Annotated in this window: 14 protein-coding genes and 1 pseudogene; 7 read left to right on the top strand and 8 right to left on the bottom strand. The window is 41.9% G+C overall.

Annotated features, from left to right (window positions below; all coding sequences use genetic code 11):
* Positions 1-9: 9 nt before the first annotated feature.
* The gene (locus HQQ94_RS20910) at positions 10-936 is read right to left on the bottom strand and encodes a LysR family transcriptional regulator (RefSeq protein WP_254304117.1); all 927 of its coding nucleotides are present in this window, start codon (positions 934-936) and stop codon (positions 10-12) included.
* 90 nt (positions 937-1,026) lie between these two features.
* Here HQQ94_RS20910 and HQQ94_RS20915 point away from each other — a divergent pair, with 90 nt between their 5' ends.
* On the top strand, positions 1,027-1,968 hold the full coding sequence (locus HQQ94_RS20915; RefSeq protein WP_173296233.1) for an isochorismatase family protein: 942 nt from the start codon (positions 1,027-1,029) through the stop codon (positions 1,966-1,968).
* Positions 1,969-2,076: 108 nt separating this feature from the next.
* Here the strand turns inward: HQQ94_RS20915 and HQQ94_RS20920 are convergent, their stop codons facing one another.
* On the bottom strand, positions 2,077-4,389 hold the full coding sequence (locus HQQ94_RS20920; protein ID WP_173296234.1) for a YgiQ family radical SAM protein: 2,313 nt from the start codon (positions 4,387-4,389) through the stop codon (positions 2,077-2,079).
* Between the two features lie 245 nt (positions 4,390-4,634).
* Here HQQ94_RS20920 and HQQ94_RS20925 point away from each other — a divergent pair, with 245 nt between their 5' ends.
* Positions 4,635-5,855: a threonine/serine exporter ThrE family protein gene (locus tag HQQ94_RS20925; RefSeq protein WP_173296235.1), complete on the top strand. Its 1,221-nt coding sequence runs from the start codon at positions 4,635-4,637 to the stop codon at positions 5,853-5,855.
* 329 nt (positions 5,856-6,184) lie between these two features.
* On the opposite strand, the gene HQQ94_RS23165 is transcribed toward HQQ94_RS20925, so the two are convergent.
* Entirely contained in the window at positions 6,185-6,277 is a 93-nt protein-coding gene (locus tag HQQ94_RS23165; RefSeq protein WP_173296236.1) for a hypothetical protein, read from the bottom strand.
* On the opposite strand from HQQ94_RS23165, the gene HQQ94_RS20935 reads away from it, so the two are divergent.
* Both HQQ94_RS20935 and HQQ94_RS20940 read left to right on the top strand, forming a co-directional pair.
* Positions 6,276-7,766, top strand: a complete 1,491-nt coding sequence (locus HQQ94_RS20935; protein ID WP_375335726.1) for a hypothetical protein — start codon at positions 6,276-6,278, stop codon at positions 7,764-7,766. The two genes, HQQ94_RS23165 and HQQ94_RS20935, sit on opposite strands and share 2 nt — an antisense overlap.
* 80 nt (positions 7,767-7,846) lie before the next feature.
* Positions 7,847-8,560: an SDR family NAD(P)-dependent oxidoreductase gene (locus tag HQQ94_RS20940; protein ID WP_173296238.1), complete on the top strand. Its 714-nt coding sequence runs from the start codon at positions 7,847-7,849 to the stop codon at positions 8,558-8,560.
* A 118-nt stretch (positions 8,561-8,678) separates the two neighbouring features.
* Here the strand turns inward: HQQ94_RS20940 and fghA are convergent, their stop codons facing one another.
* Together fghA and HQQ94_RS20950 are read right to left on the bottom strand one after the other, a co-directional pair.
* On the bottom strand, positions 8,679-9,515 hold the full coding sequence (gene fghA / locus HQQ94_RS20945; RefSeq protein ID WP_309247263.1) for an S-formylglutathione hydrolase: 837 nt from the start codon (positions 9,513-9,515) through the stop codon (positions 8,679-8,681).
* An 87-nt stretch (positions 9,516-9,602) separates the two neighbouring features.
* Positions 9,603-10,733 (bottom strand): S-(hydroxymethyl)glutathione dehydrogenase/class III alcohol dehydrogenase, encoded by a 1,131-nt coding sequence (locus HQQ94_RS20950; protein WP_173296239.1) that lies wholly within the window; start codon positions 10,731-10,733, stop codon positions 9,603-9,605.
* 316 nt (positions 10,734-11,049) lie between these two features.
* Here HQQ94_RS20950 and HQQ94_RS20955 point away from each other — a divergent pair, with 316 nt between their 5' ends.
* Positions 11,050-11,919: a LysR substrate-binding domain-containing protein gene (locus HQQ94_RS20955; protein WP_173296240.1), complete on the top strand. Its 870-nt coding sequence runs from the start codon at positions 11,050-11,052 to the stop codon at positions 11,917-11,919.
* 167 nt (positions 11,920-12,086) lie between these two features.
* On the opposite strand, the gene HQQ94_RS20960 is transcribed toward HQQ94_RS20955, so the two are convergent.
* Positions 12,087-12,485 (bottom strand): type II toxin-antitoxin system VapC family toxin, encoded by a 399-nt coding sequence (locus tag HQQ94_RS20960; RefSeq protein ID WP_173296241.1) that lies wholly within the window; start codon positions 12,483-12,485, stop codon positions 12,087-12,089.
* A complete protein-coding gene (gene vapB, locus HQQ94_RS20965) occupies positions 12,486-12,722 on the bottom strand; it encodes a type II toxin-antitoxin system VapB family antitoxin (RefSeq protein ID WP_302051860.1) in 237 nt (78 codons plus the stop codon).
* 712 nt (positions 12,723-13,434) lie between these two features.
* Here vapB and HQQ94_RS20970 point away from each other — a divergent pair.
* Positions 13,435-14,133, top strand: a complete 699-nt coding sequence (locus HQQ94_RS20970) for a hypothetical protein (protein WP_173296242.1) — start codon at positions 13,435-13,437, stop codon at positions 14,131-14,133.
* A 48-nt stretch (positions 14,134-14,181) separates the two neighbouring features.
* On the top strand, positions 14,182-15,174 hold the full coding sequence (locus tag HQQ94_RS20975) for a hypothetical protein (RefSeq protein WP_173296243.1): 993 nt from the start codon (positions 14,182-14,184) through the stop codon (positions 15,172-15,174).
* A 768-nt stretch (positions 15,175-15,942) separates the two neighbouring features.
* Here HQQ94_RS20975 and HQQ94_RS20980 read toward each other — a convergent pair.
* A pseudogene (locus HQQ94_RS20980) lies at positions 15,943-16,975 on the bottom strand (IS110 family transposase).
* Between the last annotated feature and the right edge of the window lie 141 nt (positions 16,976-17,116).

The following is a 17,116-nucleotide window of genomic DNA, read 5'->3' on the forward strand; positions in this document are numbered from 1 at the left end:
AACAAGATGTTAACGAATTATTTCCCCATGGCTGACAGCACTAATTCGGTTAAATTCCATCTTTAAGCGCTCTACAAATCGCCTTAATACTATCGGTAATTGGTGCTGGTAAGAATGAAGTGCATATACATCTTTCATCTCTCCTTGATAATCACATAACACCCTCTGTAAACGCCCTGAAGCAAGTAAGTCCCGTACAAAAATGGAAGAGACAAGTCCAATGCCAGCACCACACTCAACGCTATTAATCACACTGATAGACGTATTGACCTTCAACTGTTTTTCACCACTAAATAAGATTATTTCACCATGAGAGTTTTTCAATCTGACTTGTCGCTGCCAAGGCGGAACAACTAAATTCTGTAAATGCAGCGTGTTGTCAGTCACACTGTGTTTTGCCAAATAAGCTGGCGAGGCCACTAAAATACTGTCGAGCTTACCAATCAATATTGCATGATAGGTGCTATCTTTTTGTGGCCCAACAGAGATTGCAATGTCTAAATTTTGTTGCAGTAAATCTAACCGCTCATCACTAAAGACTAATTCAGGTAGTAAGTTAGGATATTCATCACAGAGTTGAGCGACTATTGGTGTCACCAGATTCGACTCGAAAGCATGAGGAGCCGTAATAGCAATACGTCCCGTGGGAGCCTGATCATGAGACTCAATCTCTGTCACTGTTGTCGTGAGTAAATCAAGCAATTGCTCACTTCGCTCAGCAAGCTGCAACCCAACCACAGTCAAATTTAACTGCCGAGTACTGCGATTCAAAAGTCGTACACCTAAATGCCTTTCTAACTGACTCACATATTGGCTCACTGCCGATTTAGTGTGCCCTAAAGACTCTGCAGCAGCTGTAAAAGAACCTTTTTTAATGATCTCATCAAATACTAGCATTTGATAAGCTAAGCGCTTTTGTTCATTTTTTATGAACATTGATTTCACCATTAGGCTAATTATTAAAGAATTAAATAACAATAAACTGCTCAACATAGAAAAACAACTTAATGAATCAGGAGATACACCATGAGCCAGTCAATACGCCAAGCAGTGATGCAAGCAAGCCGTGAATGGATAGCCAATTTTAACCAAGGTGACGTTCAAGCTTGTATCGAGTGCTACTTACCAGAAGCAAGCATGCAGGTATCGCCATTCGGCCATTTTGATGGTATCGATGCCATAGGTGCATTTTGGAATGAATTCGCTAAAAGTGGACCCACTCAGCTCGTATATCGCCATGTCGAGATTAAAGTCCTGAACGACAAGCAAGCCATATTATCAGCTAACTGGTCCATGAATATTGCCAGCGGCTTTATCAGTAAGGAGCTCTGGACACTCAACAATGATGGTCAATGGTACCTCGAAGAAGATGATTTTAGCGTACTGACTCAATTAAGCGCCCCACTCGAACCACAAAAGCGTACAGCTCTCGTGTTGGTCGACCTGCAAAATGACTATTTTACCGGTGGACGTTTCGAATTAGACAATACCGATAAAGCAACAAAACAAGCTAAAACATTACTGACTTACTTTAGAGAACGAGCATTACCCGTGATCCATATTCAACATATTTTCAAAGATGACAATGCCCCATTCTTTGCCAGCAACACATCAGGAATAGCAATCGAGACGAGCGTCGCACCTCTGGAAAATGAACCTGTTATCGTTAAGCACCAGATAGATAGTTTTATCAACACTGCTTTAGAGCAAACGTTAATAGAACTAGGCATTGAGAAACTGGTGATCGTGGGCGCAATGGCTCAAGCTTGTGTACAAACTCTTTGCCGCAGTGCTACCAACAAGGGCTATCGTTGCGAAGTGGTTAGTGATGCTATTGCCGCGCCAACATTGAGTTATGGTGAACATCGTTTTACTGGATCACAGCTTGTTGCTGCCAATCTACTATCCCTCTCATTCGGAGGAGCTGAAGCGATCACCAGCGCGCAATGGCTAAGTGATAATCGTTAATTGTTAATTGCTATGAACTTGTGCTAAACCCAAAAGCGCATATCAGTGATATGCGCTTTTGGGTTTTATGTTACTGGTTCGAACTTAACTCATTTACATTCAGATGAACTACCTCTGATGCTTAGGCGTCGTTCCCCACACATTTTTCTTAGCCGGACGTTGCTTAGCTATAACAGAGGTATTGACTTGTCCATCACTGGTTGCCCCAGCCCCTTTTTTAACTGCTGAGCCAGACTTAGCACCTTTGTTCTTTGGCTTACGATCAGCAAATTGGTCCTCAGAAAAACGGGTAAAGGCTTGCTTGCCACCTTGCTCTTGATCACCTGTATTTAGGCGCTTGTTGCCCCCCTTACTCTTACTGCGATTAATTTCACGTTCTTGGCGAGACTCTGCTGGTACTAAACAATTAAGCCCACCACCTATCAACTTCTCTTTGCCCATCTCGATAAGCGCCTCACGAATGATAGGCCAACCAGCAGGATCGTGGTAACGCAATAGGGCTTTATGCAACTTACGTTGACGCCCCCCTTTAGGCACAGTGACAATTTCACTGGTGTGCTTCACATTCTTCAACGAATTAAGTTCAGTGTGATAAATAGTCGTGGCATTGGCCATTGGTGAAGGATAAAAATTTTGCACCTGATCCAGTTTAAACTTCTCACCTTTAAGCCATAACGCCAAATTGACCATATCTTCGTTAGTCGTACCGGGATGGGCCGAGATAAAATAAGGGATCAAATACTGTTTTTTACCGGCTTCTTTTGAATACTTATCAAACAGTTCTTTAAACTTTTCATAAGTGCCCATACCCGGTTTCATCATTTTGTTCAGCGGGCCCTCTTCGGTGTGCTCCGGTGCAATTTTCAAGTAGCCCCCAACATGATGCGTTGCTAGCTCTTTGACATAACGTGGGTCTTCCGATGCCAAATCATAACGCACACCCGATGCAATTAAGACTTTCTTAATACCTGGCACATTACGCGCTGCTCGATATAAATCAATGGTAGGTTGATGATCGGTATCCATATGGCCACAAATATCGGGGAAGACACAAGAAATACGACGACAGGTTTTCTCCGCCTTCTCGCTCTTACAACCTAAACGGTACATGTTAGCTGTTGGGCCACCCAAATCTGAAATAACCCCGGTAAAGCCAGGCACCTTGTCTTGAATATCTTTAATCTCATTCACAATCGATTCTTTTGAACGACTTTGAATAATACGGCCTTCATGTTCAGTGATAGAGCAAAAAGAACAGCCGCCAAAACAACCACGCATAATATTAATGGAGGTTTTTATCATGTCATAGGCAGGAATTTTATCATCGCCATATGAAGGATGTGGCACCCTCGCATACGCTAAGCCAAAGACACCATCCATTTCTTCGGTAGATAAAGGCCATGCGGGTGGATTGACCCAAATCGCACGATCAGCATGGCGCTGAAATAATGCGCGTGCACAACCTGGATTCTGCTCTTGATGCAAAATACGTGATGCATGGGCATAAAGATATTTATCAGTCGATACCTTCTCAAAGCTGGGTAGCAATACATAGGTATTCTCCCATGGTTTAGGTCTAGCAGGCTGTACGCTTATCGCTTTGGGGGCATTGTTATCAAATACTTTTACATCTGATGGCCCTGATAAATTCTTACAGCCCACATCATCAGCACCATAGGGATGTGGAATGGGATCAATTTTATGTAATTGATCTATTTTTCGTGAATCCATGCCTTTCCAACCCGGCGTAGGTTCTTTGCGAATAACCGTGGTACCACGAATATTATGCAGTTCCGCAATGGGCTCACCTGCAGCAAGACGATGAGATATTTCAACTAAAGGACGCTCAGCATTACCGTAAACTAAAATATCTGCTTTGGCATCTAAGATAACGCTACGGCGAATTTTATCAGACCAATAATCATAATGTGCGATACGGCGTAAACTCGCTTCGATGCCACCGATAATAACAGGCACTTGCTTGAAGGCTTCTTTGCATCTCTGGGTATAAACTGTCACAGCACGATCGGGACGTTTCCCGCCGATGTCACCCGCCGTATAAGCATCATCATGGCGCATACGACGCTCTGCAGTGTAACGGTTAATCATTGAATCCATGTTGCCCGATGTCACACCAAAATAGAGATTGGGTTTGCCAAGTGCCATAAAATCATGCTTATTTGACCACTCAGGCTGAGAAATAATGCCGACTCTAAAGCCCTGAGCTTCAAGCATTCGACCAATAACAGCCATGCCGAAACTGGGATGATCCACATAAGAATCACCGGTAATGATAATAATGTCACAACTCTCCCAACCTAACTTATTCATTTCTTTACGAGACATAGGGAGAAATGGCGCTGGACTAGCGAGTTCAGAGCGGTATTTGGGATACGTAAATAACGTGGATTCAACTTGCATGAGTGATACAGCCTAACGTTAACTTAAAGGAAACTCTGATGTTCGCCCACATAATGGGATGCGAAGTATAACAGGTGGAAGAGACAAAAGGCGAACAAAAAACAATCAGTCAAGATGACAAGATAGTTAACCTACGTAAATACTTTTTATCTGAGTCACCTTTTTACGACCAACTGAGGTACTATGCGCTCGTTTGGCATTCTCTGCGTTTTATACGCATTTAACAAATTAAGTGGACCTTGTAAGTGAACAATCAAGAGTTTCTTGAGAAACGCAGTTTTATTATTAGCTTAGGGAAGTATCTTCATAAATTTGGGACACCAGCCTATCGACTTGAAGCACACCTTCAATCAGTCTCGCATTTTTTAGGATTAGAAGGCTATTTCTTAATCTCTCCCACATCGATGACATTTGTGCTGCAACGCAATGATGAACAAGAATATAACCATGTCGCCAGAGTCAAACCCGGCGAACTGGATCTCGGCTCATTAGCCCGAACTGATGAACTGGTAGAAGAATTAATATCAGGTAAACGAAGCCTCAACGAAGCATTAGGTCGACTCGATGAGATAGCCAACAAACCTAATCCCTATGGCCCACGACTCACCTTACTGGCATTCGGTAGCTCTGCAGGAGCTTTTGCTATGCTGATGGGAACGAGTTGGAACGATGTATTGTGGTCTTCATTACTCGGATTTATGGTCTATGGCCTAGTCTATCGTGCTGAGCATTCTAAGCGTATGGCCGAAATGCTTGAACCCCTAGCAGCCATTTTATGTGCTATTGCTGCCAGTGGCATTTCACAATTGGATCCTAATATTAATATTCCTGTAGTTGTCTTATCTGGCATTATTATTTTTATTCCAGGTCTAGCACTGACGCTGGGGCTTGCTGAACTCGCTGCCAGAGATCTTATTTCTGGCACGGCCAGAATAATGGATGCCGGTATGCTGCTGTTTAAACTCTATTTTGGCGCCATTTTTGGCATGGTTATCGGTACATCCATATTTGGTAAAGCGATTCATTTCGAACCTGACTCCCTCCCAAAATTGGCCGTTTGGTCTGCAGTGCCCATATTATCAATGGCACTTGTCATCATCTTTAAGGCACGCATGAAAGATGCTCCTTGGGGAATTTTGGCTGGTATCATCGCCTTCTTTTCCTCTATGTTAGGTGGGATCTATCTAGGCGAATCCATCGGTATATTTTTTGGTGCTTTCACCGTTGGGGTATATTCCAATCTGTTTGCTCGCTGGATGAAGGCACCCGCCTCTATCGCTCTTCTGCAGGGAATTGTCATACTGGTACCTGGGAGTAAGACTTATATCGGGCTCAACACTCTGATTTTAGGTGAAAGCATGCTTAATCAGACACATATCGGTAGCCAAATATTTTTGATCTTTATGTCTCTGATCGCAGGCCTAATTTTTGCCAATGTCGCAGTCCCCCCTAGAAAGACGTTATAACACCAATGTCGCCAAACCATTAATTGATAAAAGACATCACATTTGCAGTTCAAGACGCCTTGATGAGCTAATGAAAGTCGCAGTAACAAACCTGAAAAACTCAGCTATATCCATCCACTTTTTACCACGGTAAAACATCGCTATTAGCATCATTGAGTCATAAAAGTTATTTTTATTTATTTCTTGACTAACTCGCCAGTCAGGTGTGTTATTAACTTGTAGCCAAGTCGTTTGTTCCCGCAAAAAATACAAGTTTAAGCAAATAAAGGTGTATCTAACGTGGTATATAAAACGTATCTCATGTTCATCAGCCTAAATCTATTAGCCACTCAGATGAGTACGGCCGAAGAAAGCATGCAAACAAAAGATGCGTTAACAGAAAAAAAACCACTCGCCAGTATCATTATCACTAGCCATCCCATTTTCGATGAATCTGCACCTAACAGTTTCTTTATCCACGATTGGGCAAACTACCTGCATATTAACACTCAAGAATCGACAATATTACACAAACTCACCTTTACCGAAAACAGCAAAGTCAGTCAAAAAGATATCGATGAAGCACTACGAAATTTAAGGTACGAGCCTTATATTCGTGATGCAAAAATCAGTTTTGCAGAGCGAGCACCCGATGCCGATACCCCTGATGAGGGGGAAATAATCTTAGTTGAGACATGGGATAACTGGTCATTGCTGCCCACCATCAGTCTAAGCCGTAGTGGTGGTGACAGTAAGTTTTCTGTCGGTTTAAAAGAAGACAATTTACTCGGACTCGGTATACGAACACGTATAAAATATAGCTCTGACAACGACAGAACAGGTTACAAATTTTCGGTTCAATCACCACTGGATAGATTAATAAAACACTCCACAATAGCAATCAGCTTTCAAGATAACAGCGATGGTCAAGCGACTCAGCTGCAATTTGATAAGCCTTTCTACACATTAGATTCTAGCAATATGTACTCTGTGAGCTATCTTGATGAGCTCAAGACTGACACCATGAGACAAAATGGCATGGACATCAACGAATTTTCGCATCAACAGGACTTTGTTAATCTGCAATACGGTTGGCGTACCAATAAAACCAGCAACTCCCGCACTCGCATCATCACTGGCATCACTCAGGACAAAAGTGAGTTTGCTCGTTTAGCTTCTTATCCAAACACTGAAATCCCTCAAAATAGAGATTTTCTCTACCCTTGGGTCGCTTATGAGTACCTACAGGACAACTATAAGGTCCTCAACAATATCTACTTAATTAACTATAATGAAGACTTCAATTTAGGTTGGCATCACTATTTAAAGTTAGGGTTGGAAACCGAAGATCTAAACAACACATCAATTGGTTACCATATTAACTGGCGAACAACGCGAGGCTATCAACATAATAAAGACTTATTGCTGCTTTCTTTCGACAGCTCTAGCATATTCGCCACCAGCCAAAAAGATTTTTATCAGGTTAATGCTATGGCTGAATACTTTTATCACATTTCACCTAAATGGACAGCCTACGCTAAAACGCGATTAAGCACATCGAAGAATAACTATCTCGATAAAACCTTCGCGCTGGGTGATGAAACTGGGATCCGCGGTTATCCTAACGACTATCAATATGGTGATAATCAATGGCTATTTACCGCTGAAATACGTAACTATCCTGATATCAACCTCTATCAACTCGCTGACTTAGGCTGGGCGGCGTTTATTGATGTCGGTCAAGCAACTGGCGGACCGGATGAAAATAATGAAGTGTCAGATCCCATCGGCAGTATCGGGATCGGTGCCCGTATTTACTCATCACGTTCAAGTTATGGCAATATCGCCCATATTGATATTAGCTTGCCCTTCACCACAGGCGCTGAAGTTAACGAATGGGAGTGGAGTTTTCAAGTCAGAAACCGTTTCTGACTCTATTTCTCTAATTAATCCTTAAGCTGTGATAAATTATCATCTGATAAGTTAATCATTTACTGGCTAAGCGAGAGAAGATGAAAACGATAGTGATAACAGGAACAAGTCGCCGATTAGGGCGTTTTTTGGTTGAACAATTTATTGAGCAAGGCGATAGAGTATTTGCTATTTCTCGAGGTGACCAACAAGACGTTCCTGCAATAGAGGCGGCACATTTCCATTCAGTTCAAATTGATGGTTACAACAAAACAGGTGTCGACCAAGCGGTTGCTACTATTAAGTCTCAAGTTGACCGTATCGATCTGCTGATAAACAATGCTTCTGTCTTCAAGCCAGATCCCCAAGATGGCCAGGAGATAGAAACCCTATTTACCGAATTTTTTCAGATCCATATGCTCTTCCCTAACCTATTAATTAATGACCTAATTCCACTCATGTATGATGATATTACCCCTGGATTGGTGATTAATATGACCGATATTTACGCCGAAAATCCCAGTCATGAACATTCACTTTATTGCTCAACCAAGGCAGGCCTTGAGAACCTAACTCGCTCATTCGCCAAAAAATATGCCCCCGGAATTCGCTGTAATTCTATTATGCCTGGACCGCTCAAATTTCTCCCCGAACATAGCCAAGCTCAAAAAGAACAGGTACTTAAAGGAACTCTTTTACCGTTCGAAGCAGGCTTTCTTCCTATCTATCAAACCATTGAATTTATGATGACCAATTCTTTTGTCACCGGTACTGCCATAAAGGTCGATGGGGGCAGATCGCTCTGCCGCGGCTAAAATCCAGTGGGCTGATCCATCTTGCCAGAGCTCATGAATGGGTAAAGGTTGCATAATGCAAGAACCATTAACAACCTTAAAATCGACCACTGCTCGATATTAACCTTATCTCGGCTTATTAACGTAAATGATCAGCATGAAAGCGTAAATGATCTTCAATGAAACTCGCAATAAAATAGTAACTGTGATCATAGCCTTCACGGAAGTTTAGCACTAACGGATAACCACTCACACTCGCGGCAGCTTGAAGCATTTCAGGCTTTAACTGCTCAACAAGAAAGTTATCCGCCTCACCTTGATCCACCAAAGCAGGCACAAAATTACTCGCCTGACGCATCAAGACGCTGGCATCATATTCTGACCATGTGGCAGTATCTCGGCCTAAATATGCCGTCAACGCCTTCTTACCCCAAGGGCAGTTTATCGGGTTACTAATAGGGCTAAATGCAGAAACAGACTGATAACGTCCTGTATTTCTCAGAGCAATCACCAGCGCACCATGTCCACCCATAGAATGCCCAGCAATCGAACGTTTATCACTAACAGGAAACATCGACTCCACCAGCTTTGGCAGCTCATCGACAACGTAATCATACATGTGATAATGACGATTCCAAGGCGCCTGAGTCGCGTTAACATAAAACCCCGCGCCTTTACCCAGATCGTAAGCTTCATCGTCGGCAACATCATCGCCTCTTGGACTAGTATCCGGCGCAACGATAGCAATACCAAGTGAGGCAGCCAGTGCTTGTACACCCGCTTTTTGCATAAAATTCTCATCGCTACAGGTCAAACCTGACAGCCAGTATAAGACGGGGACCTTTTCACCGTTTGAGGCTTGTGGTGGCAAATAGATAGCAAATCTCATGTCGCAATTTAACACTCTCGAACGGTGGCTATATTGTTTATGCCAACCGCCAAAACTCTTATTAACACTCAAATTTTCAATTGTCACAGGTAAATCTCCTAAATCGCTCCAACCCAGCAGGTGCTGCCACCAGCTAAACTGGAGTGAGAGGATGAATTGTATTTAGTTATTTAACTACTTATCGAAATGAATAACGCTGCGTATACTCTTACCTTCATGCATAAGATCAAAGGCTTCATTCACTTGTTCAAGGCCCATTGTATGGGTGATAAAATCACTCAACTTAAACTCACCAGCCAAGTAACGCTCAACATATTCAGGTAATTCAGAACGACCTTTCACGCCGCCAAATGCAGATCCTCTCCAGACTCGGCCGGTGACCAGTTGAAATGGGCGAGTTGAGATCTCTTGGCCTGCACCGGCAACACCAATAACGACAGATTCCCCCCAACCTTTATGACAACATTCTAATGCAGAACGCATCACGTTCACGTTGCCAATACATTCAAACGAATAATCCACGCCACCATCGGTCAACTCAACAATCACGTCTTGAATTGGCTTATCGTGATCTTTAGGGTTGATGCAATCAGTCGCACCCAGTTTTCGGGCGAGTTCGAACTTACTTTCATTAATATCGATAACGATGATCCGCGCCGCTTTTGCCATGGTTGCACCAATAACGGCTGATAGGCCAATACCACCCATGCCAAAAATAGCCACCGTTGCGCCCTCTTCGACTTTGGCCGTATTCATCACCGCTCCCATCCCAGTGGTGACACCACAACCGAGTAGACAAACCTCTTCAAGCGGCGCCTCAGGATTGACCTTAGCTAATGATATTTCAGGCAACACGGTATACTCAGAAAAAGTCGATGTCCCCATGTAATGGTAAATTATCTGACCATCTTTCGAAAAACGGCTAGTACCATCTGGCATTAGCCCTTTACCTTGCGTGGCGCGAATTTTCTGACACAGGTTAGTCTTACCTGATAGACAGAATTTACACTCACCACATTCAGGTGTATAAAGTGGAATAACATGGTCGCCCACTTGAACGCTAGTCACACCGACACCGATAGATTCAACGATCCCACCACCTTCGTGACCTAAAATACAAGGGAATATCCCTTCTGGATCATCACCAGAAAGCGTAAAAGCATCGGTATGGCATACACCTGAGGCAATCACCTTGATACGGACTTCACCTGCTTGCGGTGGCATGACATCCACGATTTCCATAGAAAGTGGCTCACCTACAGCCCAAGCAACTGCCGCTTTCGATTTAATAATTTGCCCTGTCATCGATATATCCTCACTGTATAAAATCAACAAGTCGTCATTCACTCACGACCACTGTCACGATGACAAAGATTATATCCAAGCTACAAAAAATAATAATCCCATCCCAGTACAAATAACTTTTACCATATGGTAATAATCAGCAATGAAGATTGGCTTAATTCAGCAACACCTTTTACTATACCCAAACCATCTCAGCCATCCTATGAGAACGATGAAGCATGTATCTTGAAGTGGCTTGCACATAGAAATAATCATTAGCGCTAAATTTCAATTCACCCATTTTAGCGTAATCACTCAAGCGGTTAAGGAGACAAATATGTTGCATTGGGAAGGCGTAAGCGAATTTGTCGCCGTTGCAGAAACCGAGAGTTTTACTCAAGCAGCGCAGCGCCTAGGAATATCGACGGCGCAGGTCAGTAGGCAAGTTAGCGCACTCGAAATCCGCTTGGCCACCAAACTATTTCACCGCACAACACGTAAAGTATCGACCACAGAAGTCGGCCGGATATATTACCAACATTGCCGGCAAGTATTAGATGGTTTAGAGGAAGCAGAACGCGTCATCACTAACTTACAGAGCTCACCCAGAGGAACACTCAAAATTACCGCCCCCGTCACTTATGGCGAGAAAACACTTGCCCCTTTAATCAACGATTTTATTGCTCAATACCCAGAGCTCGAAGTCAAAATCAATTTAACCAACCAAAAAATTGATCTCATCGATGAAGGCTATGACCTTGCTATTCGCTTAGGTCAACTTGAAGACTCGACCATGATGGCTAAAAAGCTCAGCACCCGTACGCTCTATGTCTGCGCATCACCTCGCTACATCGACACGTTCGGCATTCCCCATTCACTGTCAGAGCTCAATCAGCATAATTGTCTATTAGGTACCATTGATTACTGGCGATTTCAAGAAAACGGTAAAACCAGAAACATCCGAGTTAAAGGCAGCCTGAATTGTAACAGCGGCCATGCATTGGTTGATGCTGCATTAAAGGGGATCGGGATCATTCAACTCCCCGACTACTATATCATCCCCTATTTAGCAGATGGTCGACTGGTGCCTTTACTTGAAAATAACAGCCAGCCCGATGCTGGGATCTGGGCCCTCTATCCTCATAACAGACACCTATCACCAAAAGTGCGCATGCTCCTCGATTATTTAAGCGAGGCGTTAACTTAAGTTCATTCCTTTCAGCTTGTTTATGCCTACAATCCAGCTTTGATGATGTGAATAATCAGTGGCAAGTCTCTTTTTAGGTTGGGGTCATTGGGCAGGTTTGATGTTTATTGCTTGCAGCAGGTGCCGTACAAGGTCTTGCATGTTCCAGAATACAGATTTCTATGACATTAAATCCAATTTTCGACCCGCAAACCATCTACGCGAACAAACTCTTTTTCATTGTTTGTCACTATGATTAAAGCTTCACTTCTAGCGTGAGCAGCAATATGAGAATCATTAACCCCGATAGGTGTCCCCTTCCGTTCTAAATCTGCTCGAATATCACCATAATGAAATGCGGCCTTCTCTCCATAATCCAACACATCAAGGCGCGAAATAAAATCTTCAACGATCCGTAAATTATGCTCTGAATTTGTGCTTTTCGATGCTCCGTGTAATAGCTCTGCTAACGTGATAGAACTTATGCATAATTGTCCTACATGAAGATTAAACGCCTTTAATACTTCCAAAGGTTTTCTCTTGATGACATAAATACAGATGTTGGTATCAAGCATGTATTTATGCATTTAGAACGATTCCCTATCCGCTTGCTCCTGACTTGCGCGTTCAGTCATGAAATCCTCTGTAACGGAAGTTTGAGACAAGAAAAAACTGTCCCATGTATGTTCAACAGGTGAAAGTATTCGCTCTTTACCTACCACTCTGACATTGACCTTCTTAATCCCCTCAGGAAAACGACTATCAACTGGTAAACGTACTGCTTGTGTTCGATTATTAATAAATACTGATGCTACGCTCATCATTTAAACCTCTTTTAAAAAGCTATATACACACAGTATATACAACGGGAGTATAAAGCAAGTGTATATAGTATTATGCGACTATGGAGGACTCATAGGCGTAGGTTCGTCATACGTGTAAAAATAGATTCTTCACTAGCCTATATAATTAGGTCGTCATTTTAAATGGCAGCTGGCTAGCTTGTCAGATAACCCGTTTCAAATCTCTTTTAAGCTTGGGTTCATAGGGCTGGTTTGGTGTTGGGTTAGTCTACCAATAATCATATATTAAATTTATCACCTGCTGTGGGTGCCGTGCAAGCGATAGATAACCCTGAAGGTGCGACCTTAAATCACTGACTAAATACCATATAACCTCGACTCAACAGCAATAAATGTAATCACCCCCCTTTCCCACTTCATTGGTGGCCCGTATTCGCTGTTGGTATTATCGCCGCCTTGATAATCCAAATCATAATAATTTAAGTTTCGCTCACTAGGAAGATTGATATGATACATGCTTGCATTACTGAATAAAATGTAGTCATTACTTTCAGACCTTCAAACCCTTCCAAAATAAAAATGACCTAGAAATCCCAATATAAACAACTAAAAATAAACGTTTTCAACCAAAAAAAACAACTATAGAAACAGACGTATCAAAATAAGCCATTTACACATCCTTACATTTGAAATACCATTCGTCAAAAATAACACACCAATCAAAAGTATTAACATGAACAACAATTCAACATTTCTTAGCATTGCCATTGTTTTCACAACAATGTTACTAACAGGCTGTGCTAATCGCATTCAAACAGCTATTCCTCTGGACCCGACGTTATTAAAGCATGAAGATGTTAAAATTGGTGTCATTATGTCCAACATCCCAGAACCTGAAACATACATTGTTGGCGCAGATTGCCTTCTTTGTTACGCTGTCGCTGCTGCGGCAAATTCGTCTTTAGATGAACATTTAAAAACAATTTCAGTCGACGAGATCAAAACATTAAAACCTGATATTACTCAGTTACTTATAGATAAAGGGATATCAGCTGTCGCACTAGAAGAAAATATTCAAGTCAATAAATTAAAAAAGTTTAAATCGAAAGAATTGAACGTAGCTCTTAAAGATTATTCAATCTATAAAACTAAAAATATTAATCATCTATTGGTTATCGATGTAACTCAAGTTGGCGCATTTAGAACTTATTCTTCATATATCCCCACGATGGATCCAGTAGCTACATTCTCTGGATTTGCATACATCATTGATTTATCGACTAATAAGTATATTTTATATCGACCTTTCACTAACAGAAAAGCCTCAGATCTCGAATGGGACGAACCGCCAACATTCCCTGGTCTAACAAATTCGCTTTATGAAATCATTGCGACAGGAAAAGACGCAATTAAAGCTAATTTAACACTCTAACCTATCAAGGGAGGCCTAACCTCCCTATTTTCAAACAGAAGCCATATCATGATCAGAATCATTTTAATTCTATGCCTATCGTTAATGCTAAGCGCTTGCAGTACACATCAATCAAAAGGTTATGTAAAACGTATAGATAATAGAGTTCAAATCAAAGATAACAGTCAGCTGTTTGTCAAAGTACCTACAGGTACTGCAATTTTTATCGGTAAAGCAGCTCCAAATTCAGGTGATATTGGACACCCAAGCATGCTCTATCCTGCTATCACTCCAATAGATTTCTTTGCTGCTGTGATCACTCATGCTGCCATTGCTGAGTCAATAAAAAATGACAAAAAAAATAGAGCACAAGATGTCGCTGATAAAGTCGTAATCCCCTACCGTACATTTATAAAAGATTTAGTCAATCAAGCCCTAATCACTCAACTATCCGATATTGCATTCTCTAAGGGATTTCAGTTAAAACACTATAAAGACAGCCAATCTGACAAGGATATCGTCCTCGACATAACCCCGATATACCTCCTCAGTCAAAATCAAGACACCCTTACATTAAGAACGCAATTTATCGCGTATTATAAGAAAAATGAAAATATTACGCTCAAAAAACGCCCTGTTTTATATCAAAATCAAATTGAAATTTTATCTCCCAAAATACACACTGAAGACCCGACAGAATATTGGTTAAGTAATAATGGTGAGAAACTTCTTGAAACAATGCGCAGCCTGCTTTCCAATACGCTTAAATTGGGAGCGATTGAAATTGGCTCAAACAAAATCATCAAAAAAGGTAACGATCAAAATTTTCGCTACGATGATGGAGATATTGTAGCGTTTGAACGTGCTCGTATTATTCAAGAAGATTGCGAGCAAGTCATCATTCGCACTCTAAGGGGATGGCTGAAATCTATTCCAAGGGAGCGCCTTAAAGGCCAACACCCATGCAATATTAACCAAAAGCCAAAAATTGATTTGTCTGTCACTGACAAACCTTTCCCTGATCCAATCACAAGCGTTTCAACAACAGATCGAACAATTTAAAAATACATATTTAGTAACATTCCAGCTGTGAACTTTTTACTATTTCGATGGCCTACCAATACAAGCCCATTAATGGAATAACAAAAAGAGAAGGCACAGGCATAATTTCATATACGAAATCATTTTACATTAGCTGTTCTAAAGCAAAAACCTTATTCAGCTTACTTGACTTTTAATCTGCGAAAATGATTTTGGGGCGTGCGACATGAAGTCGTATGTAGCACTGTCCACCGCTTAAAGAGTGGACCATCTGTATCACCAGATGAACCTAGGAGCCTGAATAAAGTAGCGGCTCTGGCAATGTAACAAAGACAGGTTTAAAACCTGTCGGGGGCTAATTCGTGAAGCGGTTAACCAAGCCATATATGGACGCTCCCGGTTAGTCAAGCTAATACCTGCCTAACCAAGGTATTTTTAACCTCAGTTATCTACTTTCCTGCTACTAATCTCGTTGTCATTTGATGTGACTCTTTTCCGCTAAAAGCGGTTGTACTGCCATATATACGGGCTTAACAAGTCTTTTTTAAAAGGAAATGCGCCCCAAATGAAATCCGTACCCTTGCGCCTGTTAAAATTTAAACACCCATACGGATTATGTTTACTGCATATCCTTGGCCTGTTCTGGCTGACATTGGTTGGACTGAGCCATTACTTCATCGTTTACCACAACCTTGATTAGTTTTTAATGTGCTACCTTGCCGCTCTTATCACCCAGACGGGCTAAAAACCCTTGGCCTGACCGAGCTTGGCAAGATAGCTACAACACTTTTAACATGTGCCATGATAGCCACCATATTGAGGCTCATATGGGCTCTGTTTTTGAAGTAAAATCCATATCAGTCTTGCCAAACGATGTGCTGTTGCCACAACGGTACAGCATATGCTTTTTCGACCCCTCAGCTGATTTATCCACATGTTTAAATCATCTTGTTTTTTACTCGCATGACTGACGACTGTCCTTGCTCCATGGATCAATTGTTTACGTAAATAGCAATTACCTCTCTTGCTGATCTTACCGTTGACACTCTTATTACCTGAAGCAAATTGTTTCGGGGTTAACCCTAGCCACACTGCGAGCTCTTTTGGGCTGTTAAAGGCTTGGCCACCACCAATTGAGGCTGCAAATGCCGAAGCGATGATTGGCCCAACACCAGGGATTGTTAATAAAATTCTCCCATTAGGATCTCGCTTAACAATTTGCTTTATCAATGAGTTAATTCGATCAAGGCGCTGGTTGAGCGTTTGATATTCATCCCAAAAAGTCATTGGCCATTAATTTTATCATTGGTCGCTGATGCTCATCACTCATAATTTCCCACATGGCTCTTTCAAATGCGCTGTAGCCTTGAGGAAAACTGAGGCCAAAATCAACAAATACACCTCGAACTTGGTTAGTACAGGCCGTTTTTTGTTTAACAAGGCGCTCTCTGATCCGGTGAAGCATTAATACTTCTTGCTGTTCCTCCGTTTTCACAGGTACAAAACGGATGTGAGGTCTGAAACTCGCTTCAAAAATAGCTAATACATCGTTTTTATCGTTCTTATTACCTCGAACAAATGGGGTCACATGTTGTGCTGGTATTAATTTAACGTTGTGCCCCATGGCAAGGAATTTCCGCCCCCAATAATGAGCTGAATAGCACGCTTCAAATATGACATCGCAAGCGGGTTGCTGCAGCATGAACTCAGCCAGTTGGGCTCGATTAAGCCGTTTATTGAAGACTGACTTTGCATGCTCATCCATACCAAGTACTTGGAAGACATTCTTTGCAAGATCGATAGCAATAGTGGTAACTTTCATAGTGGACGCTCCTAAATGTAACTGAATGGTGAAACATCAGTTTGGCGCATTGACGCCGAATTAGGGAGCGTCCATCTCATCACCCATAGTTAACATAAGATGGATTTACCTTTTAGCACCTACAACACCCATGAACAAAAT

Source organism: Shewanella sp. VB17 (genome assembly GCF_013248905.1).
Classification (GTDB): domain Bacteria; phylum Pseudomonadota; class Gammaproteobacteria; order Enterobacterales; family Shewanellaceae; genus Shewanella.